The 25,801-nt window shown below is 68.1% G+C and carries 27 protein-coding genes; 6 read left to right on the top strand and 21 right to left on the bottom strand.

The annotated features are described in order from the left end of the window. Positions 1-10: 10 nt before the first annotated feature. Positions 11-883, top strand: a complete 873-nt coding sequence (locus tag sphst_RS19035) for a class I SAM-dependent methyltransferase (RefSeq protein ID WP_234387751.1) — start codon at positions 11-13, stop codon at positions 881-883. Between the two features lie 2 nt (positions 884-885). Here the strand turns inward: sphst_RS19035 and sphst_RS19030 are convergent, their stop codons facing one another. The 7 genes from sphst_RS19030 to sphst_RS19000 all read right to left on the bottom strand — a co-directional run bounded on the left by sphst_RS19030 (position 886) and on the right by sphst_RS19000 (position 7,861). Then, a complete protein-coding gene (locus sphst_RS19030) occupies positions 886-1,224 on the bottom strand; it encodes a hypothetical protein (RefSeq protein WP_031395551.1) in 339 nt (112 codons plus the stop codon). Beyond that, positions 1,225-2,046 carry a transporter gene (locus tag sphst_RS19025; protein WP_107045996.1) on the bottom strand — a complete coding sequence of 274 codons (822 nt, stop codon included), beginning with the start codon at positions 2,044-2,046 and terminating at the stop codon, positions 1,225-1,227. Then, complete coding sequence (gene xth, locus sphst_RS19020; protein ID WP_107045995.1) at positions 2,043-2,813, bottom strand: exodeoxyribonuclease III; 771 nt, start codon at positions 2,811-2,813, stop codon at positions 2,043-2,045. The genes sphst_RS19025 and xth overlap by 4 nt, the downstream gene beginning before the upstream one ends. A 6-nt stretch (positions 2,814-2,819) precedes the next feature. Continuing rightward, positions 2,820-3,158 (bottom strand): iron-sulfur cluster insertion protein ErpA, encoded by a 339-nt coding sequence (gene erpA, locus sphst_RS19015; RefSeq protein ID WP_031394554.1) that lies wholly within the window; start codon positions 3,156-3,158, stop codon positions 2,820-2,822. A gap of 88 nt (positions 3,159-3,246) precedes the next feature. Next, entirely contained in the window at positions 3,247-4,470 is a 1,224-nt protein-coding gene (locus sphst_RS19010; protein WP_031394553.1) for a M23 family metallopeptidase, read from the bottom strand. 249 nt (positions 4,471-4,719) lie between these two features. Next, positions 4,720-5,184 (bottom strand): peroxiredoxin, encoded by a 465-nt coding sequence (locus sphst_RS19005; protein WP_031394552.1) that lies wholly within the window; start codon positions 5,182-5,184, stop codon positions 4,720-4,722. Then, positions 5,177-7,861 carry a bifunctional [glutamine synthetase] adenylyltransferase/[glutamine synthetase]-adenylyl-L-tyrosine phosphorylase gene (locus sphst_RS19000; RefSeq protein WP_107045994.1) on the bottom strand — a complete coding sequence of 895 codons (2,685 nt, stop codon included), beginning with the start codon at positions 7,859-7,861 and terminating at the stop codon, positions 5,177-5,179. Before sphst_RS19000 ends, sphst_RS19005 begins: the two co-directional genes overlap by 8 nt. A gap of 73 nt (positions 7,862-7,934) precedes the next feature. Between sphst_RS19000 and sphst_RS18995 the strand changes: the two genes are divergently transcribed. Next, entirely contained in the window at positions 7,935-8,117 is a 183-nt protein-coding gene (locus sphst_RS18995; protein WP_031394879.1) for a hypothetical protein, read from the top strand. Between the two features lie 30 nt (positions 8,118-8,147). Here sphst_RS18995 and sphst_RS18990 read toward each other — a convergent pair whose 3' ends face one another. Then, on the bottom strand, positions 8,148-8,801 hold the full coding sequence (locus sphst_RS18990) for a sigma-70 family RNA polymerase sigma factor (RefSeq protein ID WP_031439350.1): 654 nt from the start codon (positions 8,799-8,801) through the stop codon (positions 8,148-8,150). Between the two features lie 344 nt (positions 8,802-9,145). After that, positions 9,146-9,949, bottom strand: a complete 804-nt coding sequence (locus sphst_RS18985) for a response regulator (protein WP_031394883.1) — start codon at positions 9,947-9,949, stop codon at positions 9,146-9,148. Between the two features lie 268 nt (positions 9,950-10,217). Here sphst_RS18985 and sphst_RS21390 point away from each other — a divergent pair, with 268 nt between their 5' ends. The 3 genes from sphst_RS21390 to sphst_RS18970 all read left to right on the top strand — a co-directional run bounded on the left by sphst_RS21390 (position 10,218) and on the right by sphst_RS18970 (position 12,494). Beyond that, positions 10,218-10,403: a NepR family anti-sigma factor gene (locus sphst_RS21390; protein ID WP_146163677.1), complete on the top strand. Its 186-nt coding sequence runs from the start codon at positions 10,218-10,220 to the stop codon at positions 10,401-10,403. Between the two features lie 11 nt (positions 10,404-10,414). Next, the gene (locus sphst_RS18975) at positions 10,415-12,085 is read left to right on the top strand and encodes a sensor histidine kinase (RefSeq protein WP_107045993.1); all 1,671 of its coding nucleotides are present in this window, start codon (positions 10,415-10,417) and stop codon (positions 12,083-12,085) included. Between the two features lie 274 nt (positions 12,086-12,359). Beyond that, the gene (locus sphst_RS18970) at positions 12,360-12,494 is read left to right on the top strand and encodes an entericidin A/B family lipoprotein (protein WP_031394885.1); all 135 of its coding nucleotides are present in this window, start codon (positions 12,360-12,362) and stop codon (positions 12,492-12,494) included. A gap of 77 nt (positions 12,495-12,571) precedes the next feature. On the opposite strand, the gene tatC is transcribed toward sphst_RS18970, so the two are convergent. The 10 genes from tatC to sphst_RS18920 all read right to left on the bottom strand — a co-directional run bounded on the left by tatC (position 12,572) and on the right by sphst_RS18920 (position 21,823). After that, the gene (gene tatC / locus sphst_RS18965; RefSeq protein ID WP_107045992.1) at positions 12,572-13,363 is read right to left on the bottom strand and encodes a twin-arginine translocase subunit TatC; all 792 of its coding nucleotides are present in this window, start codon (positions 13,361-13,363) and stop codon (positions 12,572-12,574) included. 31 nt (positions 13,364-13,394) lie between these two features. After that, complete coding sequence (gene tatB, locus sphst_RS18960) at positions 13,395-13,907, bottom strand: Sec-independent protein translocase protein TatB (protein WP_081877634.1); 513 nt, start codon at positions 13,905-13,907, stop codon at positions 13,395-13,397. Between the two features lie 49 nt (positions 13,908-13,956). Continuing rightward, positions 13,957-14,196, bottom strand: a complete 240-nt coding sequence (locus sphst_RS18955; protein WP_031394888.1) for a twin-arginine translocase TatA/TatE family subunit — start codon at positions 14,194-14,196, stop codon at positions 13,957-13,959. Positions 14,197-14,224: 28 nt separating this feature from the next. Continuing rightward, a complete protein-coding gene (gene scpB, locus sphst_RS18950; protein WP_107045991.1) occupies positions 14,225-14,836 on the bottom strand; it encodes an SMC-Scp complex subunit ScpB in 612 nt (203 codons plus the stop codon). Beyond that, positions 14,833-15,591: a segregation and condensation protein A gene (locus sphst_RS18945; protein WP_234387750.1), complete on the bottom strand. Its 759-nt coding sequence runs from the start codon at positions 15,589-15,591 to the stop codon at positions 14,833-14,835. The genes scpB and sphst_RS18945 overlap by 4 nt, the downstream gene beginning before the upstream one ends. 33 nt (positions 15,592-15,624) lie before the next feature. Then, positions 15,625-16,647 (bottom strand): glycoside hydrolase family 3 N-terminal domain-containing protein, encoded by a 1,023-nt coding sequence (locus sphst_RS18940; protein ID WP_031394826.1) that lies wholly within the window; start codon positions 16,645-16,647, stop codon positions 15,625-15,627. Positions 16,648-16,706: 59 nt separating this feature from the next. After that, complete coding sequence (locus sphst_RS18935) at positions 16,707-17,432, bottom strand: SPOR domain-containing protein (RefSeq protein WP_107045989.1); 726 nt, start codon at positions 17,430-17,432, stop codon at positions 16,707-16,709. Next, positions 17,432-19,156, bottom strand: a complete 1,725-nt coding sequence (gene argS, locus sphst_RS18930; RefSeq protein ID WP_107045988.1) for an arginine--tRNA ligase — start codon at positions 19,154-19,156, stop codon at positions 17,432-17,434. The genes sphst_RS18935 and argS overlap by 1 nt, the downstream gene beginning before the upstream one ends. 78 nt (positions 19,157-19,234) lie before the next feature. Beyond that, entirely contained in the window at positions 19,235-20,389 is a 1,155-nt protein-coding gene (locus sphst_RS18925; RefSeq protein ID WP_107045987.1) for a DUF1501 domain-containing protein, read from the bottom strand. A 3-nt stretch (positions 20,390-20,392) separates the two neighbouring features. Then, complete coding sequence (locus tag sphst_RS18920) at positions 20,393-21,823, bottom strand: DUF1800 domain-containing protein (protein ID WP_199849027.1); 1,431 nt, start codon at positions 21,821-21,823, stop codon at positions 20,393-20,395. A 206-nt stretch (positions 21,824-22,029) separates the two neighbouring features. Between sphst_RS18920 and sphst_RS18915 the strand changes: the two genes are divergently transcribed. Next, positions 22,030-22,323, top strand: a complete 294-nt coding sequence (locus sphst_RS18915) for a hypothetical protein (RefSeq protein WP_031394322.1) — start codon at positions 22,030-22,032, stop codon at positions 22,321-22,323. A 58-nt stretch (positions 22,324-22,381) separates the two neighbouring features. Here the strand turns inward: sphst_RS18915 and sphst_RS18910 are convergent, their stop codons facing one another. Next, on the bottom strand, positions 22,382-23,548 hold the full coding sequence (locus sphst_RS18910) for a deoxyguanosinetriphosphate triphosphohydrolase (protein WP_031394323.1): 1,167 nt from the start codon (positions 23,546-23,548) through the stop codon (positions 22,382-22,384). Further along, a complete protein-coding gene (locus tag sphst_RS18905; RefSeq protein WP_107045986.1) occupies positions 23,545-25,737 on the bottom strand; it encodes a tetratricopeptide repeat protein in 2,193 nt (730 codons plus the stop codon). Before sphst_RS18905 ends, sphst_RS18910 begins: the two co-directional genes overlap by 4 nt. Positions 25,738-25,801 lie beyond the last annotated feature (64 nt).

Below are 25,801 nucleotides of genomic sequence, written 5' to 3'. Positions count from 1 at the left end.
CAAGCGCGGCGTGCAGATCCCAGACCCCAGCCAAGGCAGCGCCCCGGAAATCTTCGACCGGGTCGCCCGCCGCCAGCGCCGTGACCGCGCGCGTGCCGCCTATGCCGACGCGGATTTCGTGCGCGCGACGATGCTCGACGGGATCGCCGAGCGGCTCGATGCGGTGACGCGGGACTTTGCCGACATCCTCGATCTCGGCTGTTTCGACGGCGCGTTCGTCGCGCCCCCGGGAGCACGGGTCGGACGCTGCGATGCGGGCCATGGCTTTGCCGCGCACGCGGGCGGCGTTCAGGCCGACGAGGACCGGCTGCCCTTTGCCGACGCATCGTTCGACCTCGTCGTCAGCGCGGGCGTGCTCGACCAAGTCAACGATCTGCCTGGCGCGCTGTCGCTGATCCGCCGCGTGCTGCGGCCGGATGGACTGTTCCTCGGCGCGTTCGTCGGGGCGGGGAGCCTGCCGGCGCTCCGCCAGGCGTTGCGGGTGGCGGAGGCGGAGCGACCCGCCGCGCGGCTGCATCCGCAGATCGACGTCCGTTCGGCGGGCGATCTGCTGATGCGCGCGGGCTTCGCGCTGCCGGTGGCGGACATCGAGACACTAAACGTCGGCTACCGCGATGTAGGGCGCCTGCTCGGCGATCTTCGCGGGATGGCGGCGACGAACGTGCTCGCGGGGCGCAGCGCACTCGGCCGGCAGGCGCTGGCGGGGCTCGCACAGGCCTTTGCCGAGCTCGCCGACGCGGACGGACGGACCGCCGAACGGTTCGAGATCATCTTCCTCACCGGCTGGTCGCCCGCCCCGTCACAGCCCAAGCCGGCGCGACGCGGCAGCGGCACCGCCTCGCTCAGCGATGCGCTGCGGACCCGGCCCCGCGACCCGGCCTGAGCCTAACGGGCGGGGTCGGCCGCTCGGCGACCCGGACCGAACGGGATACGCAGCGTGACCACCGCCCCGGATCCGGTTGCCCCCGGCAGCGTGCTCTGGACCGCGTGCACATTGCCCGTCCCGCCGCCCGGCAGCCGGAACGTCATCGGTGCATCGGGTGAACTGACGGGCGGCGTGGGGAGCCGTGCAAGACGCTGGTCGGTCGGCCGGGCACAGACGACGATCTCGCCACCGGGAGGCGTCACGGGACAGGGGGTCGCCGCCCGAGCGACCGGGGGGCGAAGTTCGCGCGGCAGCGGGGGGCCGGCGACGGCCTGCAGTCCGATCAGCACCGCGATCATCTAGAACCTCCGCGCCACCCCCGCATAAAGCCGCGCGTCGGGGGTATCATGGGTCAAGCCCGCCGCCCCGAAAATGTCAAACTGAAGATCGTCGCCCACCATCCAGGCAAGCGAGAGCGCGGCCAGTGCCTGGGTGCTGCGGCCGGCCGGGTCATCGTCGCGCAGCGCCTGCAGCTCGGCGTTCAGCGTCACCGCCTTGTCGAGCGTGAACGCGAGGCCGACCGCGCTGCTATAGGCCAGGTGCCGGCCATGCCCGTCATCGTCGACCGCGGCATCGACTTCGGGTGTCAGGTCGAGCGACACCGTATCGGACATTTCGAATGTCACCGGCAGCAGCAGCCCGCTGCCCCAGTCGCCATCACCGACCGGCGACCGGCCGACGGGCAGCGTCACGAACGGCAGGACGGCGATCGACAGGCCCTTGCCGTCGGGATGGCTCAGGCTGGCCTTCATGCTCAGTGACACGTCGCCGATGCGGTCCGCGACGTCGATCCCCGTTTCGTCGCGCGTCCGGTCATGGCCGAACGGCGTCCATCCCACCCGTGCCTCGACCGTGTCGCTGACCCCGACCCGGACCAGCGTATCGGCGATCAGGACATTGTCCTCGCGCGAGCCCGCCCCGTCGTCGCGCGTCCAGTCGGCGAGCGCGGTTTCAACCGAGACGCGGCCTTTTTCCATGGTGCAGGCGGGCGTATCGATTCCCGGGCGTTCAGGGCAATAGTCCCGCTCCTGCGCGCGAACCTGGGTCGAACAGGCCAGCAGCAGCGTCGCCAGCACACTCGCGGCAAGCCGTGTCGCAGGCCGCCCCGCCGGTGCGTTCATCGCAGGCGGACCCAGGTCGGGGCATGATCGCTCGCCTTCTCGCGGCCGCGATAGGCCTTGTCGACACCGGCATCGATCATCCGGTCGGCCGCCTGCGGGCTGAGCAGCAGATGATCGATGCGGAAGCCCGCGTCGCGCTGCCACGCGCCCGCCTGATAGTCCCAGAAGGTCCACACGCCTCCCTTGGGAAACTGCGTTCGAAGGGCATCGGTCCAGCCCTGCCCGAGCAACGCGCGATAGGCGCCGCGGCTTTCGGGCTGCATCAATGCATCGTCCTGCATACGCGACACCGAAAACGTGTCGTCGTCATTCGCGATCACGTTGTAATCGCCCGCGAGGATGGCGGGCACCTCCTCGGCCAGCAGCACGCGCGCGCGCGCCGCAAGCCGCGTCATCCAGCGCAGCTTATAGTCGAACTTCGGCCCGGGCTGCGGATTGCCGTTGGGCAGATACAGTGCGGCGATCGTCAGTCCGTCGACTTCGGCCTCGATATAGCGGCTGTGCTCGTCCTCGGGCTCGCCTTCGAGGCCGCGTTGCCGGACCCTGGGGGTCTGGCCCTTGGCAAGGATCGCCACGCCGTTCCAGGCCTTCTGCCCATGCCAGACAACACCGTACCCCGCCGCCTCGATCTCCGCGGCCGGAAAGGTTTCGTCGCTGGTCTTGAGTTCCTGCAGACAGACGATTTCGGGCTGCTCTTCGGCAAGATATTCGAGCAGCCGCGGGAGACGGGCCTTGATCCCGTTGATGTTGTACGTGACGATCTTCACCGGGCGTCAGACCGAAAAGCTCGAGCCGCAACCGCAGCCCGAGGCTGCATTGGGATTTTCCACGCGGAACGCCGCGCCGGCGAGCGATTCGACATAGTCGACCGCGCAACCGCGGACGAGGTCGATGCTGACGCTGTCGACGACCAGCCGGACGCCGTCGCGTTCGGCAACGACGTCATCCGCCTCGGCCGCATCGGCGAAGCCGAACTTGTACTGGAACCCCGAACAGCCACCGCCATCGACCGAAAGGCGCAGGATCGCGGGCTTGCCCTGTCGGGCAGCAATTGCGGCGACGCGCGCTGCGGCGGAGGGGGTCAGGATGATGTCGGGAGCCAAGGTTGCCATGGTCCCGAGATAGGCGGTCCCGCTATCCGCGGCAACCTCGCCCTACCGCGGAGAACCGCGGACAGGGCTTGATAGAAAACCGTGCGCCTCAGTCCTGCGCCGCCGGACCGTCCGTCGAGACCGGGATCGCACCGACCGAGCGATCCTGCGCGGCGAGAAGGTAGTCGGCGGTCGTGAGGAACGGGATCGGGTTCACGGCATGACCATCGATCCGGACTTCATAATGAAGATGCGGGCCGGTCGAGCGACCGGTCGAGCCCATCAGCGCGATCAGCTGGCCGCGCGTCACCCGGGCATTGTCGCCGACGAGGATCTTCGAGAGATGGCCGTACCGGGTCGCGATGCCCTTGCCATGATTAAGCTCGACGAGATTGCCATAGCCGCCCTGACGACCGGCATGCGAGACGATGCCGTCAGCCGTGGCGTAGATCGGCGTGCCGACCGGACCCGGAATGTCGACGCCGGCATGCATCGCGGCAGTCCCGCGGAACGGATCCGAGCGGATGCCGAAATTGCTGGTGAAGGACAGCAGATGGACCGGCTGGACCGAAGGGATCGCGATCACCCCCTGCTGCAGCGTGTCGAGCTTCTTCCAGGTCTGGAACAGCGTGCGGAACTGGGCGTCGGCGCGGACGTCGGCCAGCGCCTCGGGGCTGTCGGCGGCGACCAGCGGTCCGCCCATGGCGGCCTGCTTGCTCGCCTGGGTGCGCTTGGCGGCAGCAACGACGCGTTCGGGACGCAGACCGAGCTTGCGCACGGTGTCGGTGGTGTCGGCATAACGCTGATCGAGAACCGTCTGCGCCGCGTCGGCGAGAACGCGCTGGCGGCCTTCGACCCTGACCAGCGGCTTGACGACATCGGCTGCCAGCGCGTCGGGCGCGGGGTCGATCGCCAGCGTCGCCAGCGCCATCGCCTTGGTGTCGCCCTTGCCGGTCAGGGCGGCGGTGATCAGCTGCTGGCGCTGTTCGACGCGCGCGGCATGCGCTGCGGCGGTCTGGCGAATGGTCGCGACGCGGGCCTGCATCTGACCTATGCGGCGCTCCATCTGCGCGACCTGGAGTTCGGAATCGGGTGCGGCAACGACGCCGGTCGCGGCTGCGGCACCATAGGCTGCCTGCGCGGCACCATAGCCGGAAAAGCCGAGCGTCACGGCGCTGAGAGCCGCCATCGCCGCCTGCTTGCGGCTGCCCAGGCGAACCCGGCGGACCGAGCGGCCGTCGTGAACCGTCAGGTCCCGCGCGGCGAAGAGCGTCTTGATACGAAAGGCTGCGCGGTTGGCTAAGGCTGCAGCGGAAACGGTGATATCGACCATTGGTCCCCGACAAAAAACAGGAGCCGGATCGCAAACGGGCCCGGCGCCAAGACTCTGTCCTGAACCGCAGCCCCTCCGCGTCCCAGACAAGTCAGGATGTGTGCCGATTTGACCCACTTCGGCAAGAGCCGCGCCGTAAACTTGGGGTGGACCGGGACGCGCGTGCGTTGAGCCGTTGAAACCAAATGGTACCGGTAAAAAGGAATCGCCCTGCCAGGGGACGCCGCGCCCTGCCCCGTGGAACGGCCTTTATCGCGTGGCCAGCGCCTTGGCGGCGGCAAAAACGGCTTCGGCATGGCCGGGGACACGGACCTTGCGCCACGATGTCGCCAGTCGGCCGTCCGCGTCGAAAAGGAAGGTCGCGCGCTCGATTCCCATATATTTGCGGCCGTACATCGCCTTCTCGACCCAGACCCCGAAACCCTCGCAGACCGTGCCATCGACGTCGGTCGCCAGTGAGACCGTCAGCCCGTGCTTGGCGCTGAACTTGGCATGCGCGGCGGGTCCGTCCTTCGACACGCCGAGCACGCCGACCCCGATCTCCGCGAAGGCCGACTCGAGCGCGGAAAAGTCCTGCGCCTCGCGCGTGCAGCCGGCGGTATCATCCTTGGGATAGAAATAGACGACCAGCGGCCGCGCCAGCGTCGTCAGCGCGACGACCGTGCCATCGGGCATCGTCACCGCGACGTCCGGGATCATCGCACCGTCATCCATCCTGCTCTCCTGTCAGTTCGTGCCAGAACGCGGTCACCTGTTGCCGGACCTCGGCGAGGCCCGCAAGAACCGCAGGCCAGTCGCTCAGCCCGAGCGCCCGCGCGATCAACGCCTGGGTCGGCGGGCCGGGCGGCGCCGCGTCGGGCGCGACGAGCCGCAGCGTCACGAGCAACCGCGTCAGCATATCATGCGCGGCGAGCATCGTCGCGGGCATCCGCCCTTCGGCAACGAGCTGCCCGATCGCACGTCCCAGATTGGCATCGAAGCCGCTGCGCTCAACGAGTTGTACCACATGCGTCGCAAATTCCAGATCGACCAGACCACCCGGCAGGAGCTTCGCGTCAAGCGGCCCCTTGGCAGGCTTGTGCGCGGCCATGTCGGCGCGCATCCGCGTCGCATCGCCGACCACGTCGCGCTCGGTCCGCGCGCCGGTCAGGACATCGGCGATCACCGCCGACAGCGCCGTCCGGGCGGGCGCGGATCCGAAGACCGGCCGCGCCCTGGTCAGCGCCATATGCTCCCACGTCCAGGCCTCCTCATGCTGATAGCGTGCGAAGCTGTCGAGCGTCACGACCAGCGGCCCCTGCGCGCCCGATGGCCGCAGCCGCGTATCGATTTGATAGAGCGGCCCGGCCGCGGTCGCGACCGACAACGCCGCGGTCACCCGCTGCGCCAGCCGGTTGTAGTAGAGCGTCGCCCCAAGCGGCTTGGCGCCATCCGACTCGGCGGTGAAATCGCCGGTGAACAGATAGACGAGGTCGAGATCGGACGCATGCGTCAGCATCGCGCCGCCCATCCGGCCGAGCGCGAGGATCACGAGTTCGCTGCCCGGTACCTGGCCATGGACCTCGGCAAAGCTGCGAATCGTCGCCTCCGCCAGCACCGCGATCGCCGCCTCCGCCACGCGCGCATAGCCCGCCGCGACGTCGAGCGGATCCGACGTCCCCGCAACGATCTGCGCACCCAGCGCAAAGCGCAGTTCGCCGACCACGCGCCGGACGTGATCGAGCCGCCCCTGATAATCGAGCCCCGCCTCGCCCGCGCGCATCCGGTCGATCAGCGCGTCGACCGCCGCGACCGGGGCGAGCGCCGTCGCATCGATCAACCCGTCGAGCAGCGCGGGGCGCCGCGCCAGTTCCTCCGCCAGCGTCGGCGCGTGGCTCAGGATCGCCGCGAGGAGCGTGGCGAGCGCCGGTCGTGCTTCGAGCAGTCGGAATACGTTGATCGCGCTCGGCAGACGCTCGAGCATCGAATCGAGTCTCAGCATCGCGGCCTGCGGCTCGGGCGCGGCGGCGAGCGCCGGGACCAGCGTCGGCAGGACCGCCTCGAGCGCCGCCTGCGCGGCACTGCTACGCAGCGCGGGATAGGCCCCTGCCCGCCACGCGGCGATCCGCTGGCGCGCGGGTTCGGGTTCGGCAAACCCCGCCTCTGCCAGCTCGGCGTCGAGCCGCGTCGGATCATGCGAAAGCCCGGATGCCGCGCCATCGTCGAGCGCGTCGTAGATCCGCCCGGTCGCCGCCACATGCGGGGCGAGCAGCGCCAGCAGCGCCGCGCTGCCGTCGAGCCCGTGCAGCCACGCCACCCGCTCGAGCGCATCGCCGGTCGGCAAGGCATGCGTCTGCCGGTCGTCGATCATCTGCACCCGGTGCTCGATCGTCCGCAGCAGCGTGTAGCTCTCGATCAGTGCGCGCGCTTCGTCCGCGCCGATCCACCCCGCCTCCGCCAGCCGCGCAAGCGCAACGCGGGTGGCCGGCGCGCGCAGCGCGGGATCGCGACCGCCATGGATCAGTTGATGGATCTGCGCGAAGAATTCGGCTTCGCGAATCCCGCCGCGGCCGCGCTTCAGGTCGTAGCCCGGCCCGAAGGCCTGACCCTGCGCATGATGATCGCGGATCCGTCGCGAGATGCCGCGGATCTCGCCGATCGCGCCGAAATCGAGCGCGCGCCGCCAGACGAACGGGCGGACCGTGTCGAGGAACTGCCTGCCGAGTGCGATGTCGCCCGCTGCGGCGCGCGCGCGGATGAAGGCGGCACGCTCCCAGGGAAGCGCCTGCGCCTCGTAATAGCTGATCGCCGCATCGATCGGCAGCGCGATCGGCGTGATCTCGGGAGACGGCCGCAGGCGGAGGTCGACGCGCAGCACATAGCCGTCGCCTTCGCGTGCCTGGAGCAGTTCGACGACGCGCTTGCCGATCCGCACGGCGGCGGCTTCGGGTTCCTCGCGCGGGCGGAGCGGCAGCGTGTCCGGATCGTAGATCAGGATCGGATCGATATCCGACGAGTAATTGAGTTCGCCACTCCCCTGTTTACCGAGCGCGATCGCGGCGAACCCGCACGCCTCGGCGCCGGGCGTGCGTTCTTCGATCGCGGTGCGGATCGCGGTGTCGAGCGCGTGGTCCGCAAACCCGGTGAGCTGCTGCGTCACAGCGGTGAGATCGAACACCCCCGCGAGGTCACCTATCGCGACCCTCAGCGCGAGCGCACGCCGTTCGAGGCGGAGGCGTCGTGCGACCGGCATGTCGAGATCGAGCGACGCCGGGATGGGATCCAGCCGCCCCTCTGCCAGCTCCGTGGCAAGGACAGGCTCGCGGTCGAGGAGCATATTGAGGAAGGGGGACCAGCGTCGCGCGCGCTGCGTTGCGGCGATGATGTCCGACGCCCGATGCGCGTTATCCATGCCACACCCCACAATTCTTTTATAAAGTCAAGCCAGGGTAGCAACAAAAGCTCTTGAGGCTCGTTGACCCTGCATGACCCATCTGCACCCGACCATTCGCCGTGACCAGACCGATCATCTGGTCGTTCGCGCGCCTCGCAAGACGGATGCGATCGGACAGTCGCTTCGCGGTGCGTTCGATCGCGACTCCGGAATGCCCGACGAGTTCATGTCGCTGCTGCGAGAACTCGACACTGTATCCTCGCGACCACACTGATCCAAACGCCAGCCGCGGCGAGCGCCTACTTCAACGCCCGCGGCTCAGTTCCTCGACATCGCCCATGATCGAGTCGAGTGCCGTCTTGGTCGTGTCGGTTTCGTGATCGCGACGCGACGGCAGCGATCCATCTGTCAGAATGGTTTCGAGCGCGACACGGCCACGCGCGACACGGCTCTTGATCGTGCCGACCGCCACGTTGCAGATTTCCGCCGCCTCTTCATACGCGAACCCGCCCGCGCCGACGAGGATCAACGCCTCGCGTTGCGGCTGCGGCAGGTGCATCAATGCGCGCTGCATATCGCCCAACTCGACATGCCGGTCCTGGCTCGCAGGCGCCGCAAGGATGCGATCCGCCACCAGATCGTCCCACTCACCCTTGAAACGGGCGCGACGCATCTGTGACAGATAGAGGTTGCGCAGGATGATGAACGTCCAGGCGCGCATGTTCGTACCGGCCTGGAAGCGCAGCCGTGCGGCCCACGCCTTCAGCAGCGTCTCCTGCACCAGGTCATCCGCAAGGTCGCGGCTGCCCGACAGAGAACGCCCGAACGCACGGAGATGCGGGATCACCTGGGCAAGCTGGACCTTGAACTCGGCATCGGAAAGCGAGACGTGCTCAACGGGCGCGACCTGGGGCTCGGCGCCGTCGACTTCGTCGTCACGCTGGGCGGGCTGTACCATGAAATTCCGATCGTTCCCGAATGACGACCGCCGCCCAGAGGACGGCGATCTTGAGCATACGGATCGGCATCAACCGGTCCGCCACGCCACGCATATGCTATCGAATGACGAGAAATGCAAAAATGGCGATAACCAGGACCAGTGATATCACAAGGATATAGCGGGTCATATGCGGTGTTGCGCCGGCGCGGGCGTCTTCGCCGGCGACGTGGATCTGCTCTTTTGGGTCAACCATGAGACTGAAACCCCCGAACGCCGTTTTGGGTCCGTAACTATCAAAAACTTGATGCCGGCGTTGCTGACGATATCAGCGACGGCAACCCCGGCCCAAGTCTAGCGGCGCATCAGGCGCCGGGAACGGTCGTCTGATCGAAGAACAGTGCCTGGCTGATTGCCGCCTTCACTGTCGAGCGCTGGAACGGCTTGGTGATCAGGAAGGTGGGCTCGGGACGTTCACCGGTCAGAAGTCGTTCGGGGAACGCGGTGATGAAGATCACGGGAACCTCGAATTCGGCGAGGATGTCCTTGACCGCGTCGATACCTGAACTGTCGTCTGCCAGCTGAATATCGGCGAGCACGAGACCGGGACGCTCTTCCATCGCAAGGGCCACGGCCTCGTCGCGAGTCACCGCGACACCGGTCACGTCGTGACCCAGGTCGCGCACGATCGTCTCGATATCCATCGCGATGATCGGCTCGTCCTCGATGATAAGGACGCGCGCGCGGGTCTGACCTTCGATTTCCGCCAGTGCTGCGGCGACGAGCTCTTCGACCTCGTTCGCATCGACGTCGATCAGATAGGCCGCGTCCTCGGGCGTGAAACCCTCCATCGCGGTCAGAAGCAGCGCCTGACGCGACAGCGGAGTCATCCGCGACATACGTGCGCGAGCAACTGCGGCGTGGCCGTCGGTATCGCCCACACCCTCGTCGCCCATCTCGTCATAATTCGCCGACGACCAGATCGCCTGGAACATCCGATAAAGACCGAGACGCGGATCGACGTCCTTCGGGAATTCATCGGGCGCCGCGACGATCGCCTCGAGCGTCGCGCGAACATATTTGTCGCCATGACTCTGGCTGCCGGTCAGGGCCCGGCCGTAGCGCCGCAGAAAGGGAAGATGCGGTGCGAGTTGCTGTCCAAGCGACATGGGTATTGGTAACTCCCTGATCGTTACGCCGGCCCGGTGAGGACGACGATACTAGAATATGACGCGACCGACCGATTGCCAGACCCTCGGAACCTTTTGGCCCGACGCCCACGACAATATCGATTTTTCGCTCGAACAGGGAACTAACGAGAGGCTATTTGGTTTCACGGACAATCACCGCGAGTGTATGACGCAGGTCTAGCTGTGTCATGTGCCGCCCGCGGCCTATGGTAAACATCATCTTACGTGCGTCGTGCAGGGGGAAATTTTGAGTTTGGGCCACGACACGCAGAACGAAACTCCCGCCGGCACTCCCGCCGGCAAGGGCACCGGCAAGCCGCGCGACACGGCCCGCGATCGGCAGATGGGAACGGCATTGCGGTCGGTCTATCAGCAGACCGTCGAGGAAGCCGTTCCTGACGAGTTTCTGGCGCTGCTCGGCAAGCTGGACTGAGGGCGGGCCGCATGGCCTCGCCAACCGGTTCCGTGAGCAAATCCGGCACCCCGTCACCTGCCGTCCCGGGCTCCACAGAGACCCCGACCGACACCAGCTCCGTTGACGCCGATGCGACAGCGGCTCGTCCACCGTCGCAGATCGCCACCGCGATCGGGCGGCTCCCCACCGGGGCCAAGCTTTTCCTGATCCTCAGCGCAGCGCTTCTGCCGCTCGCGCTGATCGCGATCTTCGCCACGTTGCAAACGACGCGTGTCGCCGATGCGGAAGCCCGTGCACGGTTGCGGGTCGCTGCCGCAGAAAGCGCGCGATCGATCGCCATCGAACTGATCGGCGACATGACCGCGTTGCGCGTTGCGGTGAACGCGCTGGGCTTCGACCCGGCCGATGCGCCAAGCTGCGCCCGCGCGCAGGGCGTGTTCGCGCAGCAGGCCTCCTCGGGAACGCGATTCGTCATCACCGACCGCGCCGGCCGCGTGCTGTGCGGGCGCGCGCTGCCCGAAGCCGTCGCACTGGATTCGACCAGCAACCCCGTTGCCGCCGCGATCGTCCCGAACCGCGGCCTGGTCCTCGCGATCACCGGCCCCGGCGGCGAGACATCCGCACGCGCCTATTTCCCACAACCCTTCATCGAACGGATCGGCCGGCCGTCCAACCAGGCCCTGGAATTCAACAGTGCGCTGATGCTCGGACAGGACGCGCTGCTCCTCGAATCGATCGACGACGAGGCACCGCTCGACCGGCTGGAGACGATGCGTACGGACCTTGGCGTCGCGGGCCTTGCGCTGCGCACCAGCATTCGCAGCGCACCGATTACCTCGTCGCTGATCATCGCGCTGCTGCTGCCGCTGCTGATGTGGGCGGCGGCAGCGGGGATCGGGTGGTTCGTCGTCGACCGCCTGCTGATCCGTCCCTTGCGGCAATTGCGCGCCGCGGTCGCTGCGTTCACGCCGGGCGAGGTCATTGATACCGGCACCGTCCGCACCATACCCGCGCAGGAGATCCGCGAGCTCGGCGACACGTTCCAGGTCATCAGCCGGACCGTGGCGGCGCACGAAGCGGGCCTGGCGGCCGGACTCGTGCGACAGACCAAGCTAACGCGCGAAGTGCATCACCGGGTGAAGAACAACCTCCAGGTGATCTCCAGCCTGATCAACTTCCACGCCCGCAGTGCACGCAGCGCCGACGCGACCGAGGCCTATTCGTCGATCCAGCGCCGGGTCGATGCGCTGGCGGTCGTGCACCGCAACCACTTTGCCGAGCTCGAGGAAAATCGCGGGCTCAACATGCGCACGATGCTGGGCGAGCTGTCCGCCAACATTCGCGCCACCGCCCCCGATCGCTCGCACGGTCTGGGCATCACGCTCGACGTCGCTCCGTTCCTCGTCAATCAGGACGTCGCCGGCGCGGTCGCGTTCCTTGCGACCGAAACGATCGAGCTGGCGATGACCTGCGATCCTTCGGCACAGATCCGCGTATCGATCCAGCCCGGCGCCACGCCCGACCGCGCAGTGCTCCGCGTCGTCTCGCGGGCGCTGATCGAGAGCGACGCGCTCCGCGAGGCAGCAACACGCTATGGCCGTGTAATGGAAGGCCTTTCACGCCAGTTGCGCTCGGCGCTCCATCATGACCCGCTGGTCGGCGCGTATGAGATCGCCTTTGCGGTCATCGGGCGCGATTGAGCACGACAAAACACCTCGTCGAAAAAAACTTGAAAACGGCAGGAACCACCTTTCCCGAGCGCCGTTCTATAGTTCGGATAGCGACTTTATGCCCCCCCGCTCTCGCTATCCAAGTGACAGGCCCGGAAGCATCACCCTTCCCCCCCCCCCGGTGACGCTTCCGGGCCTTTATCATTCCAAATCAGATGCGTGCCTGGTTGCACCAACGGAACGAAACCCGCGCCCGTACATTTCTCCCCTCGGTGGCATTCAAGCCCTTCTAGGAGGAAGTATTATGCGTAAGTTGGTTGGATTGGCCGTTGTGGCCAGCGCGCTCATCGTGTCGGCATGCAACACGGTCGAAGGCGCCGGCAAGGACGTGAGCTCGGCCGGCCGCACCGTGGCGAAGACCGCGAGCGACGCCAAGTAAGCCTTTGCGCTTGAGATACGAAAACGGGGCCCGGTGCAGCTGCACCGGGCCCCGTTTTTACGTCTGGCGCCGATCGCTCAGTGCGTTTCGGCGATATCGGTGGAGTCCGACGTCTCATCCTGCGCCTTGGCCTTTGCCCGGCTGCGCTCGGTGAACCAGATGCCGATCAGCGCGAATTCATACAGGATGGTCAGCGGGATCGCGAGCAGCAGCTGCGACCCGATATCCGGGGGCGTCAGGACCGCGGCAATCGCGAACGCCGCAACGATGGCGTAGCGCCGCGCGCCGACGAGCTGCTTGCGCGTGACGATCCCGGCGCGCTCGAGCAGCATCAGCAGCACGGGCAGCAGGAAGGCGATCCCGAAGCCGAACAGGAACTGCATCGTGAACGACAGGTAGTTGCCGATTGCCGGCAGCGCCTCGCGCTTCACGCCGCCGACCACGCCGTCGAACCCCAGCAGGAAGTGGAGCGCCATCGGGATCGCGACATAATAGGCCATGGCCGCGCCCGTGAGGAACAGGACGGGGGTCGCGAGGATGAACGGCAGGAGCGCGTTCTTCTCCTTCTTGTACAGACCGGGGGCAACGAACTGCCAGAGCTGGTTCGCTATGACCGGGAAGGACAGCATCATCGCCGCGAAGAACGCAACCTTCACCTGGACGAAGAACGCCTCGAACACCTCGGTGTAGATCACTGTACCCTGCCCCGCCGCGAGCAGCGGGTGGACGAGGAAGCCGAAGATATCCTCGGCAAAATACATCGCCACGGCGAACGTCACGACCAGCGCGGCGATGCAATACAGCAGCCGCCGCCGCAATTCGATCAGATGGTCGAGCAAGGGGGCCCGGCTCTCGTCGATCTCACTCATGACGCTATGCTCTCGGCAGTCTGGAAGTCGGTCACGACGACGCTACGTCGGACTTGCCCGTCCGCGCGTCGGACGGCGTGGCAGCCGGTACGGCGAGTTCGTGTCGATCCTGCCCGGGTGTCACGTCGACGCTGTCCCGGTGATCCGGGGCCGGCGCTTCGATATCGAGGCCGGCCGGCGCCGGCTTATCCGCCGAGGGCCCGGATGCCGGGAGCACGACGGGCTTCTCGACCATCACGGGTTCGGACGACGGCAGATCGTGATGGATGTCGGGTTCGGGCGAATGGACGATATGCGCGGTGTCGGTCGACGGGTGCTCACGCATGATCCGCTCATTCTCCGACGCCCAGCGCTTTTCCATTTCCTCGAGCTCCGCCTCGCGGACCATCGAGTCGAAGCCCGACCGGAATTGGCGCGCGACGCCGCGCGCCTTGCCGACCCAATAGCCGACGACGCGCATCGCCTTGGGCAGGTCCTTCGGACCGATCACGACAAGCGCGACGAACGCCACGAGCAGGAATTCGGACGGAGCGATATCGAACATTCAGGCGCGCCTATCTGGACCCGTCGAGTCTGGGAACGTCAAGCGCGGCTCAGCGGTCTTCGCGGACGCGATTGCCGTCGCGATCGAAGGCCGGATCTGCGGTCTTCTGAGCTTCGATGCGAGCGGACGGCTTGGCCGGCGTCTCGTCGTCGGGCTCGGCCATGCCCTTCTTGAAGTTCTTAACGCCCTTGGCAACGTCGCCCATCAGGCTGGAAAACCGACCGCCGCCCAGAAGGAGGATCGCGACGACCGCAAGAACGAGCAGATGGATCGGGCTGAATCCGCCCATGACAATTCTCCTGAAAACCTGCCTCTATCTAGGCGTCATCGTCACGCTTTGCCACAGTGCTTTCATGGCTGCCGCGATCTGTACGGTCCTCGACGTCGACATCGACCGGATCCAGCAGCCCCGCAGCGCGCAGATCGTCGATCCCCGGCAGGTCGCGACGGGTCTTCAGCCCGAAATGCACCAGGAACGCGGCGGTCGTGGCATAGAGCAGCGGCCGCCCCGGAACCTCGCGCCGCCCCGCGGGCCGGACCCAGTCCGCCTCCATCAGCACGTCGAGCACGCCCTTGGAGATCTGCACGCCGCGGATCGCCTCGATCTCGGCGCGGGTGACGGGCTCGTGATAGGCGATGATCGCCAGCGTCTCGATCCCCGCGCGGCTCAACCGCCGCGGCTCTTCGGATTCGCGACGCAGCACATGGGCAAGGTCGGGCGCGGTCTGGAACTGCCAGCGATCGCCGCGCCGGACGATATTGAAGCCGCGCCCCGCATAGGCCTCGACCAGCACCTCGATCGCGGCGCGGACGTCGCGCGCCGTCGCGATCGCCCCGACATGCGCGCGGATCGCGTCGAGCGTGAGCGGGGCGTCGGCGGCGAACAGCACCGCCTCGACCGCGCGGACGAGCGCATCGGGCCGCGTCATGCCGGCGTGGCGCGCAGATAGAGCGGGGCAAAGGGCGCGGCCTGTCGCAGCTCGACACGCCCCTGCCGCGCCAATTCGAGTGCCGCGACGAAACTCGACGCCAGGGCCGACCGACGAAACCGCTCCGCGCCGGGCGCGACAGCGGACGCAGGCAGGAACGCCTCGATCCTGCTCCAGTCGAGCCGCTCGCCGACCATCATCGACACGCGCTCGAGCGCCGCCTCCAGCGTCATGACCGCGCGGTCCACCACCACGTGCATCACCGGCCGGGTGCGCCCCGATACCCGCCCGTATGCCGCGATCAGGTCGAAGATCTCCGCTGTCCAGACTGCCTTGCGGATCGTCCGCAGCCCCTCGGGTGCGCCGCGCACGAAGACGTCGCGCCCCGTCCTGTCGCATGCCATCAACCGCGCCCCCGCCTCGCGCATCGCATCGAGCCGCTCGAGCCGGTGCTGGAGACGCCGTGCGAGGTCGTCCGGATCGGGCTCGACCGACGGGTCTCGGGGCAACAGCAATGCCGACTTCAGATAGGCCAGCCACGCCGCCATCACGAGATAATCCGCGGCGAGTTCGAGTTTGAGCGTGTGCGCATCATCGACATAGGCCAGATATTGCTCGACCAGCGACAGGATCGAGATCGTCCGCAGATCGACCCGCTGCGCGCGCGCGAGCGACAGCAGCAGGTCGAGCGGTCCCTCCCATCCATCCAGATCGAGCGTCAGCTGTGCATCGTCCATCCGCGCTGCGTACAGCATCCGCGCATCCGTCGCAGCCCGCTCGTGAGCCGATTAGGCTCCGGCAGGGTCCTGCATGGCCCGGTCGAGCAGCGCATCCCGGGTCGCAATCAGGTCGTCGAACACACCTTCTGCGGGCCCCACCGACGCCATCGCGCGGTCGAGACGGGCTCGCGCCACCGCGGAGATCGGACCCAGCCGGCCGGCAATCTCGACCATCTCGTCCATGCGCGCCCAGCAGTCGAGGATCAGATCACATCCTGCCGCGATCGCACCGGCTGCCTTGTCGCCTGCGGTGCCCGACAGCGCCTTCATGTCGATGTCGTCGGTCATCAGCAGCCCGTCGAACCCGATACGGTCGCGGATGATCCGGTCGATGACGATTGGCGACAGCGTCGCCGGGCGATCCGCGTCCCAGGCGTCGAAGACGATATGCGACGTCATGCCCATCGGCGCCTGGTTGAGCGTGCGGAAGGGCTCGAGATCGACCTCGAGCTCGGCATCGGTGGCGGTGACGGTGGGCAGGTGATGATGCGTATCGACGCGCGCGCGGCCATGGCCGGGCATGTGCTTGACGACACCGACGACACCGCCCGCGGCCAGCCCCTCCAGCGTGGCGCGTCCGAGCGCTGCGACGCGCATCGGATCGGACCCGAACGCACGCGAGGCGACCGCCTCGGTCGTGTCGGGTTGCGCGACGTCGAGCAGCGGCAGGCAGTCGACCGTGATCCCGACCTCGCTCAGCATCACCCCGAGTGCCTGGGCGTTCGCCCGGGCTGCCTGGATCGCCGTCATCGGCGCGCGGTCATAGGCCGCGTCGAACACGGGTCCGGCCGGAAAACTTGGCCATTCGGGCGGCCCCATCCGGGCGACGCGTCCGCCCTCCTGATCGATCAGGATCGCCAGGTCGTCGCGCCCCGCCAGCGCGCGCAGCGACTCCGTCAGCGCGCGCAGCTGGGCACGGTCGACGACGTTGCGTTTGAACAGGATATATCCGGCCGGTACGCACTCTGCAAAGAATGCGCGTTCCTGCGGGGTGAGCACGGGGCCGGACAGGCCGAAGATGACGGGCTTCATGCGCCTCGCCTAGCGAACCGCCCCCGCGTCGTCACGTTCAACCTGTCGCAGCGCGACGATCAGCTGGCGACGAAGCAGGTTTCGCCGGCGACGCGCAACCGCCCGCAAATATCGGCGGCCTGGTTCGCGCTGCCCGCATCGACGCGCAACCGGTACAGCGTGTTGCCACCGCGTGCGACCGGCTCGACGAACTTGTTCAGCGGCGCGAGATAGCTGAACCGCTTGGCGAAGTTGGTCCATGCCGAATTGGCCACCGCCGCGCTCGGAAAGGCACCGAGCTGAACGAGCGATCCACTCGCGACGGGGCCCGCCGCTGCCGGCCGCGCCTGAAGCGGGGGTGCCGCGACCAGCCGGCCGCCCGATGCGGGCACCTGCGCCACCGCGTTGCGGCCGGCAGGATCGTCCGCCCCCGTCGACGTCGCTACTGCACGGCGACCGGCAACCGGCGCCTCGGGCACGCCCGTCAGGTCGATCGCACCATTGCCGGCACCCTTGCCCGCGCTGGTCGCGATCGCGCTGTCGCCCTCGCCATTGACCTTGAGGCCGCCGACCGCATCCGGCTTGACCTTGTACGGGGTCGCCGGCGCGGCGATCAGCTGGCCGTCGCCCGACGGCACGCGGTTCTGCAGCGTGTAGACCCCGAAGATGATCGCCGCGAGCAGACCCAGCCCCAGCACGACGAGCGCGACGACACGCGCGATCGGCGGGCCGTCACGATCGTCCGACTCGATCGTCTCCAGCCAGGGCAGTCGATCTTCCTCGCGCAGGTTCATCTCGTCGGCCATCAATTCAACTCCGAAACCGCCTCGACGCCCATGATGGCAAGGCCGTTGCGGATGATCTGCCCGATTGCGTCCGCCAAGAAAAGCCGTGCCGCCGTGCCGCCGGGATCCTCGACCACCAGGAAGCGCCGCTCGGGCCGATCGTTGCCGACATTCCACAACGCATGGAACGCTGCGGCCAAGTCGTAGAGATAGAACGCGATCCGGTGCGGCTCGCGCGCCGTAGCGGCGGTTTCGACGATCCGCGGAAACTGGCTGGCGAGCTTCATCAGCGCGAGCTCGTCCGTATCAAGCCGGGACAGGTCCGCCTCGATCGCGGCGATTCCCGCCTCGTCCGCGCGCCGGTGCAGCGAGGCAATCCGTGCATGCGCATATTGGACGTAGAAGACCGGATTGTCCTTCGACGCCTCGACCACCTTGGCGAAGTCGAAATCCATCTGCGCGTCCGACCGCCGGGTCAGCATCGTGAAGCGTACAACATCCTTGCCGACCTCGTTCACGACATCGGCCAGCGTGACGAAATTGCCCGACCGCTTGGACATCTTCACCGGCTCGCCATTGCGCAGCAGCCGGACCATCTGGACCAGCTTGACGTCGAACCGAGTCTTGCCGCCGGTCAGCGCGGCCACGCCCGCGACGATCCGCTTGACCGTGCCACCGTGATCCGCGCCCCAGATGTCGATCAGCTGGTCGGCGGTCTGGCTCTTCTGGAAATGATAGGCGAGATCGGCACCGAAATAGGTCCATGACCCGTTCGACTTCTTGATCGGCCGATCCTGATCGTCGCCGAACTGCGTCGAGCGGAACAGCGGCAGTTCGACCGGCTCCCAGTCGTCCGCCATCTCGCCCTTGGGCGCCTCGAGCACGCCGTCATAGACCAGATCGCGCGACCGCAGCTCGGCCTCCGCCGCCTCGGGCTTGCCGAGCGCCTGCAGCTCCGCCTCCGAGGAGAATACCTCATGCTCGATCCCGAGCAGCGCGAGATCGGCGCGGATCATCACCATCATCGCCGCGACCGCGCGCGTCCGGAACGTCGCCAGCCACTCGCTTTCCGGCGCGCCGACGAACCGGTCGCCATATTCGCTCGCCAGCGCCTGGCCAATCGGCACGAGGTAATCGCCGGGATACAGGCCCTCGGGGATCGTCACCGTCTCGCCCAGCGCCTCGCGGTACCGCAGGTGGACCGAGCGTGCGAGCACGTCGACCTGCCCGCCGGCATCGTTGACATAATATTCGCGGATCACCCGGTGGCCGGCGAATTCGAGCAGGCTGGCCAGCGCGTCGCCGACCACAGCGCCCCGGCAATGCCCCATGTGCATCGGTCCGGTCGGGTTCGCCGACACATATTCGATGTTGACGGTGATCCCGTCGCCCAGCGTCGAGCGCCCGTAATCGGCCCCCGCGACCGGCACCGCGGCCAGCTCGCCGCGCCAGGCATCGTCGGTCAGCTTCATGTTGATGAAGCCCGGTCCCGCCACGCTCGCGCTGTCGACGGACTCGATCTTGCCGAGTTCGACGACCAGCGCATCCGCCAGCACGCGCGGGTTGGTCTTGGCGGGCTTGGCCAGCACCATCGCCGCGTTGGTCGCGAGATCGCCGTGGCTTGCATCGCGCGGTGGCTCGACCGTCACGTTCTTGCGGTCGAGCCCGGCCGGCAACAACCCCGCCTCGGTCAGCGTGTCGAGCGCCGCATCGATATGCGCGGCGAAGCGGGTATAGAGCGTCATGACAATTCCGGTATCGTAAGGAAGCGGGGGCTCTAGCCCAAATCAGGGCCGGGCTCAATTCATCCCGCACCGGCCCGGTCAGGTGCGGACCAGCCCCTCGATCGCCAGGGTCCGGGCGCTGGCCGGGAACAGCGTCGCCATTGCGCGGCCGGGCTCGACGCCGAAATGCGCCGCGACCGCACCGCCGATGAACGCGTCGAGCGCCATGGTCGGTTTGAGGTCGCGCCCGTCGTAGAGCGCCCCTGCCCCCAGCCCTGGCCAGTCGGCGATCACGCGTCCGCCGGCGACCCCGCCGCCCAGCACCATCGCCGACGCGCCCGTCCCGTGATCGGTGCCGCCGGTCCCGTTGACCGCGACGGTCCGCCCGAACTCGGTCGCGACCAGCACCATCGTCTCGGCCCAGAGCGGCCCGAGCCCCGTCTGCAACGCGCCGATCATCGCATCGAGGCCCTTGAGTTGCGCGGCGAGACGTCCGCGCTGGCCGGCATGCGTGTCCCAACCGCCGGTCTCGATCATCGCGATCCGTGCGCCGTTCTCGGGCACGATCAGACGCGCGGCGAGCGTGCCCGTCGCTGCCGCATTCTGGCCGTTCGCCTGCGCGAGATCGCTGGTCAGGCTCCGCGTCGCCATCGCCTCGCTCCACAGGCCATGAAGCTGTGCGTCGCCCTGATACAGCATCGCGACGCGCTGGAGCAGGTCGTCGGACGCATCGGGCAGGTTCGACGGCGCGTAGGAGGCGACCTCCCGGCGGCCGCGCAGCGCCATCGGCACGGTCGCCGCGACCGCGATGCCGCGCGCCGAGTCCGCTGGCAGCAGGTCGAGCAGGCGATTGAGCCAGCCGTCCTTGACCTGATAGGCGGTGGCGCCGCCCGTCTCGAGGACATTCTGACCATCGAAATGCGATCGGTCGCGATAGGGGGACGCGATCGCATGCGCGAACACCGCCTCCTTGCGCGCATAGAGGCCAGCGGTCGTCGCGAGCGCGGGATGCAAAGTGAACAACCCGTCGAGCCGGGTGCCGGACGCGAAGTCCGCGGCGAGATCGCCGCGTATGCCCGCGAAGGCCGGGTCGCCGACCGCCCCGATCGTCCCCAACCCGTCGGCCGCGCCACGCTGGATGATGAAGACGAACCGCTTGGCGGTGGCGGCGCGGGCAAAGGCCATGCGCGGTGCAAAGGCGCTGGCAAGGCCGCCGAGCATGGCGGAGGTGATGACGTGACGACGGTCGAGCATGGCTTATCTCCGCATCGATTCGGGTGCGACGAGCAGCAGCGCGAGCGCCTGCCCGGGGCTTTCGGCGCGCGCCAGCGCCTCGGTCGTGGCGGCGCTCACCGATCCGGGGAACAGCGTCGCCGCCAGCCTGCGGGCATCGATTGCCCCGCCCGCGCGCGACGCGAACCGCTCCGCCGCCTCGACCCGGCGCATCACCGCATCCGGCCCCGCCCAGCTCGCGGCGATATCGTCATAGCCGGCCGGCTGTCCGGGCTTCCACACCGGCTGGCCAAGCTGCGTCAGCAGACCGGCGATCGCCCCCGGCTGAACACTGGTCATGCCCAGCGCACGCATCGCCGCGATCGACCATTCCCAGGGCGTCTTGAATTTCACCGGCGTCTCGATCCAGGCCTCGGGCGATGCGATCAGCGCGCGGTACACGCTCGGCAGGTCGCCGCCGGTCTCGAGGAACACCGCACGCAAACGTGCGACCATCGCGGGCGGCGGCACGTCACCGGCGAAGTGCCGGGCGAGCTTGGTCGCGACGTGCGTCGCGGTCGCCGGGTTCACCGCGAGGTCGCGCAAGACAGCCCGCGCCTGATCCTCGCCATCCTCTGCATAATGCTTCCCCAGCACGGTCCGCACGCCGGGTTCGTGGACCGCCTCCGCGAACCGGAACCGCCCCGCCGGGCCCTGATCCCGTCCGCCGCCACGTCCCAGGCCCGCCACCGTCCACCCCGTCATCGCACGCGCAAGCTCGGTGACGTCGTCCTGACCATAGCCGGTGCGCACCCCCAGCGTGTGCAGTTCGAGGATCTCGCGCGCGAGGTTCTCGTTTAGCCCGACCTTGCGCCCGCCCCGCGCCGCGACCCGCATGCCGAGCGCGCTGTTCGGTCCGACCGACACCGCCTGGTCGAGATACAGCAGCATCGCCGGGTGCCGTTCGACCGCCGCCAGCATGTCGCCGAACCGACCCAGCACGTGCGGCCGGATCGCCTCGAACTCTAGCGTCCCCGCCAGTCCCACCACCGTCAGCCTGTCGGCCGACACCGCAAAGTGATTCGCCCAGAAATGCACGAGCCGCTCGACGAACGGAGTCTGCGAGGTGAGCGCGGCGATCGCGCGGGCGGCGACCGCAGCGCCATAATCGTCCCGCGCCTGCTTCCCCATCGCCTGTCGTGCAGCCCGCACCGCGTCGCTCCGCACCGGCGGTGTCGCCGGCGCGGTGCGGATTGCATCCGGTGGCGGTGCGGCCGCGCGAGCTGCCCGCTGTGCTTGCTGATAACTGGCGAGATCGGTTGCAACGCGCGCGCTGTCAGGGGCGGCGGCAATCGCCGGCGGGCGGATCACAAACGCCGGCATCTGCGCCGATAGCCAGTCCCTGCCGTTACCGACCACGTCGTCGGGTCGCGCACCAATTCCGAACCGGTTCAATGCGATGCTCGCCTGCGTCATCCATCATCTCCTGCGGTCTGGCCCTAAGCCGGGAGTGTCGCAGGATTATGCCAATCGCGGCGCCAAGGGTTGCCGTGCACGCCGTGCAAGTGCGACGGACTCCTTTGCAATTGCTGCTTATGCTGCACCGCAATATCTTCAGGGCATCAAAGCTGGGTGACCACCCGATTGCGCCCGGTACGATCTTTCACTGCGGAGCACATATCATGCGCAAGACCGTATACATCCTCGCCGCCGCGGCGGCCGCCCTCACCTCGACGATCGGCATGGCCAAGGAAGCCAAGCAGTCCTTCGAGTATGAAGGCAGCACCTATGTCTACACCAGCAGCGTCGAGAACGGCCGCCAGGTCATCAACGGCCGCCGATTTCCGTCGGGCCAGGCGTTTCACCTGATCGTGCGCGGCGACCGCGTGTCGGGTACGGCGGGCGGCGTGCCGGTCGCCTTCGCGACGACCGAAGCATCGGGCGCGGCCGGCGGTATCGCCGCCGTCGCACGCTAAGACGCTGGCGGCTCAGCCGATTTCGCGCGGACATTGATCCCGCGAAATCGGCCGGGCTTCAGAACCCCTCGGGCAGATCGATCGGCCCGACCAGCTCGCGGTAGCGCGAGATGGCATAGCGATCGGTCATGCCGGCGATGAAGTCGGCGATGTGCCGGCTGCGATCAGGATCCGCCTCGGGCAGGCGGTCGCGCCATTCCTCGGGGATCGTGCCGGGATCGTCGCGATAAATCGCGAACAGCCCGGTCACGATTCCGTGCGCCGCATCGGCCGCCGCGATCTGGCGCGGATGATGATACAGGTTCGCGTACATGAACCGCTTCAGATCGCGCTCTTCCTCGCGCATCGCATCGGAAAATCCGACAAGGCATTCGCCCGCGTCGCGCACGTCCTCGACGCTGGTGACACCGCTCGCCGCGATCCGGCGGCGTGTCTCGGCGATCAGGTCGTTTGCCATCGTGCCGATCTGCGAGCGCACCAGCTCCCCCATCAGCCGCTTCGGCTCGACATCGGGGAAGCGCGCACAGGTATCGTCCCAGCCGCGCGCGATCAGCGGGACCGCCATCAGCTGATCGAGCGTCAGCAATCCCGCGCGTAGCCCGTCGTCAATGTCATGATTGTCATAGGCGATGTCGTCGGCGATCGCCGCGACCTGCGCCTCGAGCGACGAGAAGCTCGTGAGCGCAAGATCGAAGGCCGAGTCCGCCACGCGCAGCGCCCAGCCGGGATGGCGGACGGGGCCATTATGCTTGGCCAGCCCTTCGAGCGTTTCCCAGGACAGGTTCAGCCCGTTCCATCGCGGATAGGGGCGCTCGATCTCGGTGAGCGTCCGCAGCGTGTGGCCATTATGGTCGAACCCGCCCTGCCCGGTCAGCGCGATCTTGAGCGCATCCTCGCCGGCATGACCGAAGGGCGGATGGCCGATGTCATGCGCGAGGCACAGCGCCTCCGTCAGATCCTCGTTGAGCGCGAGCGTGCGGGCGACCGCACGGCCGATCTGCGCGACCTCGAGACTATGGGTCAGCCTGACGCGGAAATGATCGCCGTCGGGCGCCATGAAGACCTGCGTCTTGTGGCGCAGGCGGCGGAAGCTGATCGAGTGGATGATCCGGTCACGGTCACGCTGGAATGCGTCACGCGGGCCGCGGACGGTCCCGTTCTGTTCCTCGTGAAGCCGACCCTTGCTCCGCGCCGGGTCCGAGGCCCAGGGCGCACGCGCGCTCACTTGGCGGGCAACTTCGTGACGACCTGACCGGCATCGCTGGTGAAGGAGAAGGTCGAGACGCCCTCCTTGGCAAGCGCATTGACGAAGGTCCGCGCCTCCGCGGCGGTCTTGAACGGCCCTGCCAGCACGCGGTTCGTCGCGCCCCACGGCGCCGTCCAGCCGCCACGCGTTCCGACAACGGTCGGCGCCTTCGCCTTCACGCCCTTCCACGCCTTGGGCAGGTCACCCTCGGTCGCGCCGGTCGAGACCTGGACCCAGATGCGCTCGGGGTTGGCGCGCGCGATCCGCTTCTCTTCTGCCGCTGCCTTGTCGGCGATCGCCTTCTTCTCGGCGGCGGCCTTCTTCTCGGCGGCGAGCTTCTTGTCGGCAATCGCCTTGCGGTCGGCGATCTTCTTGTCCGCCGCCAGCTTCGCGCGCGCCGCCTTCGCCTCGGCGAGCCGGGTCGCGGCAAGCGCCTCCGCCTCGGCTGCGGTATCGCGCTCCGCCTTGGCCTTCGCGTCGGCGAGAGCACGAGCGCCGGCGTCGTCGCCCGCGCCGACCCCGGAAGGACTCGCCGGCACCACGGGTGCAGCCCGAGCGATCGGCGCGACACCGAGTTCGGAAGCAGGGATCGACAGCCCGGCAATGATTCGTGCGAGGATCGAATCTTCGCTGACGGGGATGGTCCGCCCGGTCGGAGCAGGCGTGGCGGCGACCGCGACCTGCGTCGGGGTCGACCCGATGCCGGGCGCGACGGCGGCGGGCGTCGCCGGAAGCGTTGTAGCGGCGACACCCGCCGCCGCTGGCGTGGTTGGGACCGCCGAAGACACCGTGACCGGGGCCGTTGTGGTGCGCGGGATTACCGGCGACGTCGTTCCAGCCGTCGTCGCCGGAGCGGTCGGCAGCGCCGCCATTTGCGCGACGATCGCAGAGGGCAGCGCACCGGGCGTATCGGGCGCGCGGGCCGGCGAAGACGCGGCCACGCTCGCCTGCGAGACCCGGTTCGCGTCCGCCGCCGCGACAGTCGCCGTCCGGGCCGGCAAGGGCTGGACAAAGGTCGACGTCGGCGCGGACGGTGCGAGCGTCGTGGCGGCTGCAGGATCGGTCGGCCGCTGGACCGCCTGCGTCGATGCCAGCACCACCGGGGGCTTAGGCAGCGACTGGACCATGACCATCGGCGCAGACGCCTGCACGGTTGCAGTCAGGCGGATGGGCGAAGGCGTTGGCGACGGTGTCGCCGTTGACGCAGGTGTCGGCGTCACAGCGGCGACTTCGACGCGACTCGACCGTGCGGTCTTGTCGCGGCGGGTAGCCGATCGATCGGCGGCCGCCTTGGCACGGCCCGTCGGCTGTGGTGCGGGCAGCGGCTCGGCCGCCGCGAGCATCACCGGCGCGGTCGGATCTGCACCCAGTTGCGGCAGGACCGGCGTCATCCGCGCATCGGCGATCCGTTGCGGAGTCGCATGCACTTCGCCGAAATGCACCGCAAAGGCGCGATCTGCGGGCGCAAGCAATTGCAGACGCTGGAAAAAGGGCTGCAGACCGCGGGCCGCAGCCCCGGGCATCATCGTCGTGACGATCGTCTCTGCGCCGCGCACGTCATTGTTCATGGCCAGGATGAACGCGCGCGCGCGCCATGCCCCACGGTCCTTCTTGAGGACCAGCGGGTCGAGCTGCTGCAGCGCCAGATCACGCTTGCCGGATATGCCGAGCGACAGGGCGTAACGCCGGACAGTCTCGTCATCGGGGGCATCGCGCAACGCGACGCGATAGTCACGCTGCGCCCGGTCCTGTTCGCCGATCAGGTCATAGGCTAGCCCGCGATCCGCGGCATAATAGCGCGGCTGGAGCCCGTACGCCTCGGCCTGCGCGAAATAGCGGAGCGCCTCGCCCGGTCGCTCGGAGCGGACCAGGATAGAGGCCATGCCGGCCTTCACCCGGCCGTTGCGCGGATCGACCTTCTCGGCGCGCGCGAACAGCGCCGCGGCACCGCTCAGATCACCGAGCCCGATCGACAGATCCCCCGCGCGTACCAGTGCATCGACATTGCGGGGGTTTGACGCGAGCTGCCGCATCGTGTCGCCGAGACGATCCGCGTCGGTCGTTCCGGGCAGGGGCTGGACGACTTCCTGCGCCCGCGCGCCGCTCGGTGCGGTGACCAGGACCAGCGCGAGCGCGGCAGTCAGGAGATGATGGGTCGGGAAGATCATGGGTGCCCGTAGCTAGACCCGAGCGCGCGGGAACGGGCAACATGTCGCGGCGCGCTACGCGCCA

The sequence above is a fragment of the Sphingomonas sp. STIS6.2 genome, from assembly GCF_000732685.2.
Classification (GTDB): domain Bacteria; phylum Pseudomonadota; class Alphaproteobacteria; order Sphingomonadales; family Sphingomonadaceae; genus Sphingomonas; species Sphingomonas aerolata.
Note: the sequence above shows the minus strand (reverse complement) of the source record. Positions and strands in the feature narration are given on the sequence as shown.

Coding starts and splice junctions, on each gene's coding strand:
- sphst_RS18985 (WP_031394883.1), bottom strand. CDS start 9,949: ATGTCGCTTGGACAGCAACTCGCACCGCATCTTCCCTTTCTGCGGCGC.
- sphst_RS19025 (WP_107045996.1), bottom strand. CDS start 2,046: ATGAACGCACCGGCGGGGCGGCCTGCGACACGGCTTGCCGCGAGTGTG.
- sphst_RS18955 (WP_031394888.1), bottom strand. CDS start 14,196: ATGGGCGGATTCAGCCCGATCCATCTGCTCGTTCTTGCGGTCGTCGCG.
- sphst_RS18905 (WP_107045986.1), bottom strand. CDS start 25,737: ATGATCTTCCCGACCCATCATCTCCTGACTGCCGCGCTCGCGCTGGTC.
- argS (WP_107045988.1), bottom strand. CDS start 19,156: ATGACGCTCTATACCCGCTTCGCCGCGCATATCGATGCGGCGCTCGAC.
- sphst_RS18920 (WP_199849027.1), bottom strand. CDS start 21,823: ATGACGCAGGCGAGCATCGCATTGAACCGGTTCGGAATTGGTGCGCGA.
- sphst_RS18945 (WP_234387750.1), bottom strand. CDS start 15,591: ATGCTGTACGCAGCGCGGATGGACGATGCACAGCTGACGCTCGATCTG.
- erpA (WP_031394554.1), bottom strand. CDS start 3,158: ATGGCAACCTTGGCTCCCGACATCATCCTGACCCCCTCCGCCGCAGCG.
- sphst_RS18940 (WP_031394826.1), bottom strand. CDS start 16,647: ATGAAGCCCGTCATCTTCGGCCTGTCCGGCCCCGTGCTCACCCCGCAG.
- scpB (WP_107045991.1), bottom strand. CDS start 14,836: ATGACGCGGCCCGATGCGCTCGTCCGCGCGGTCGAGGCGGTGCTGTTC.
- sphst_RS18915 (WP_031394322.1), top strand. CDS start 22,030: ATGCGCAAGACCGTATACATCCTCGCCGCCGCGGCGGCCGCCCTCACC.
- sphst_RS19005 (WP_031394552.1), bottom strand. CDS start 5,184: ATGGATGACGGTGCGATGATCCCGGACGTCGCGGTGACGATGCCCGAT.
- sphst_RS18935 (WP_107045989.1), bottom strand. CDS start 17,432: ATGGCCGACGAGATGAACCTGCGCGAGGAAGATCGACTGCCCTGGCTG.
- sphst_RS19000 (WP_107045994.1), bottom strand. CDS start 7,861: ATGGATAACGCGCATCGGGCGTCGGACATCATCGCCGCAACGCAGCGC.
- sphst_RS18975 (WP_107045993.1), top strand. CDS start 10,415: ATGGCCTCGCCAACCGGTTCCGTGAGCAAATCCGGCACCCCGTCACCT.
- sphst_RS18990 (WP_031439350.1), bottom strand. CDS start 8,801: ATGGTACAGCCCGCCCAGCGTGACGACGAAGTCGACGGCGCCGAGCCC.
- sphst_RS18925 (WP_107045987.1), bottom strand. CDS start 20,389: ATGCTCGACCGTCGTCACGTCATCACCTCCGCCATGCTCGGCGGCCTT.
- sphst_RS19010 (WP_031394553.1), bottom strand. CDS start 4,470: ATGGTCGATATCACCGTTTCCGCTGCAGCCTTAGCCAACCGCGCAGCC.
- sphst_RS18995 (WP_031394879.1), top strand. CDS start 7,935: ATGACCCATCTGCACCCGACCATTCGCCGTGACCAGACCGATCATCTG.
- tatC (WP_107045992.1), bottom strand. CDS start 13,363: ATGAGTGAGATCGACGAGAGCCGGGCCCCCTTGCTCGACCATCTGATC.
- tatB (WP_081877634.1), bottom strand. CDS start 13,907: ATGTTCGATATCGCTCCGTCCGAATTCCTGCTCGTGGCGTTCGTCGCG.
- sphst_RS18970 (WP_031394885.1), top strand. CDS start 12,360: ATGCGTAAGTTGGTTGGATTGGCCGTTGTGGCCAGCGCGCTCATCGTG.
- sphst_RS19030 (WP_031395551.1), bottom strand. CDS start 1,224: ATGATCGCGGTGCTGATCGGACTGCAGGCCGTCGCCGGCCCCCCGCTG.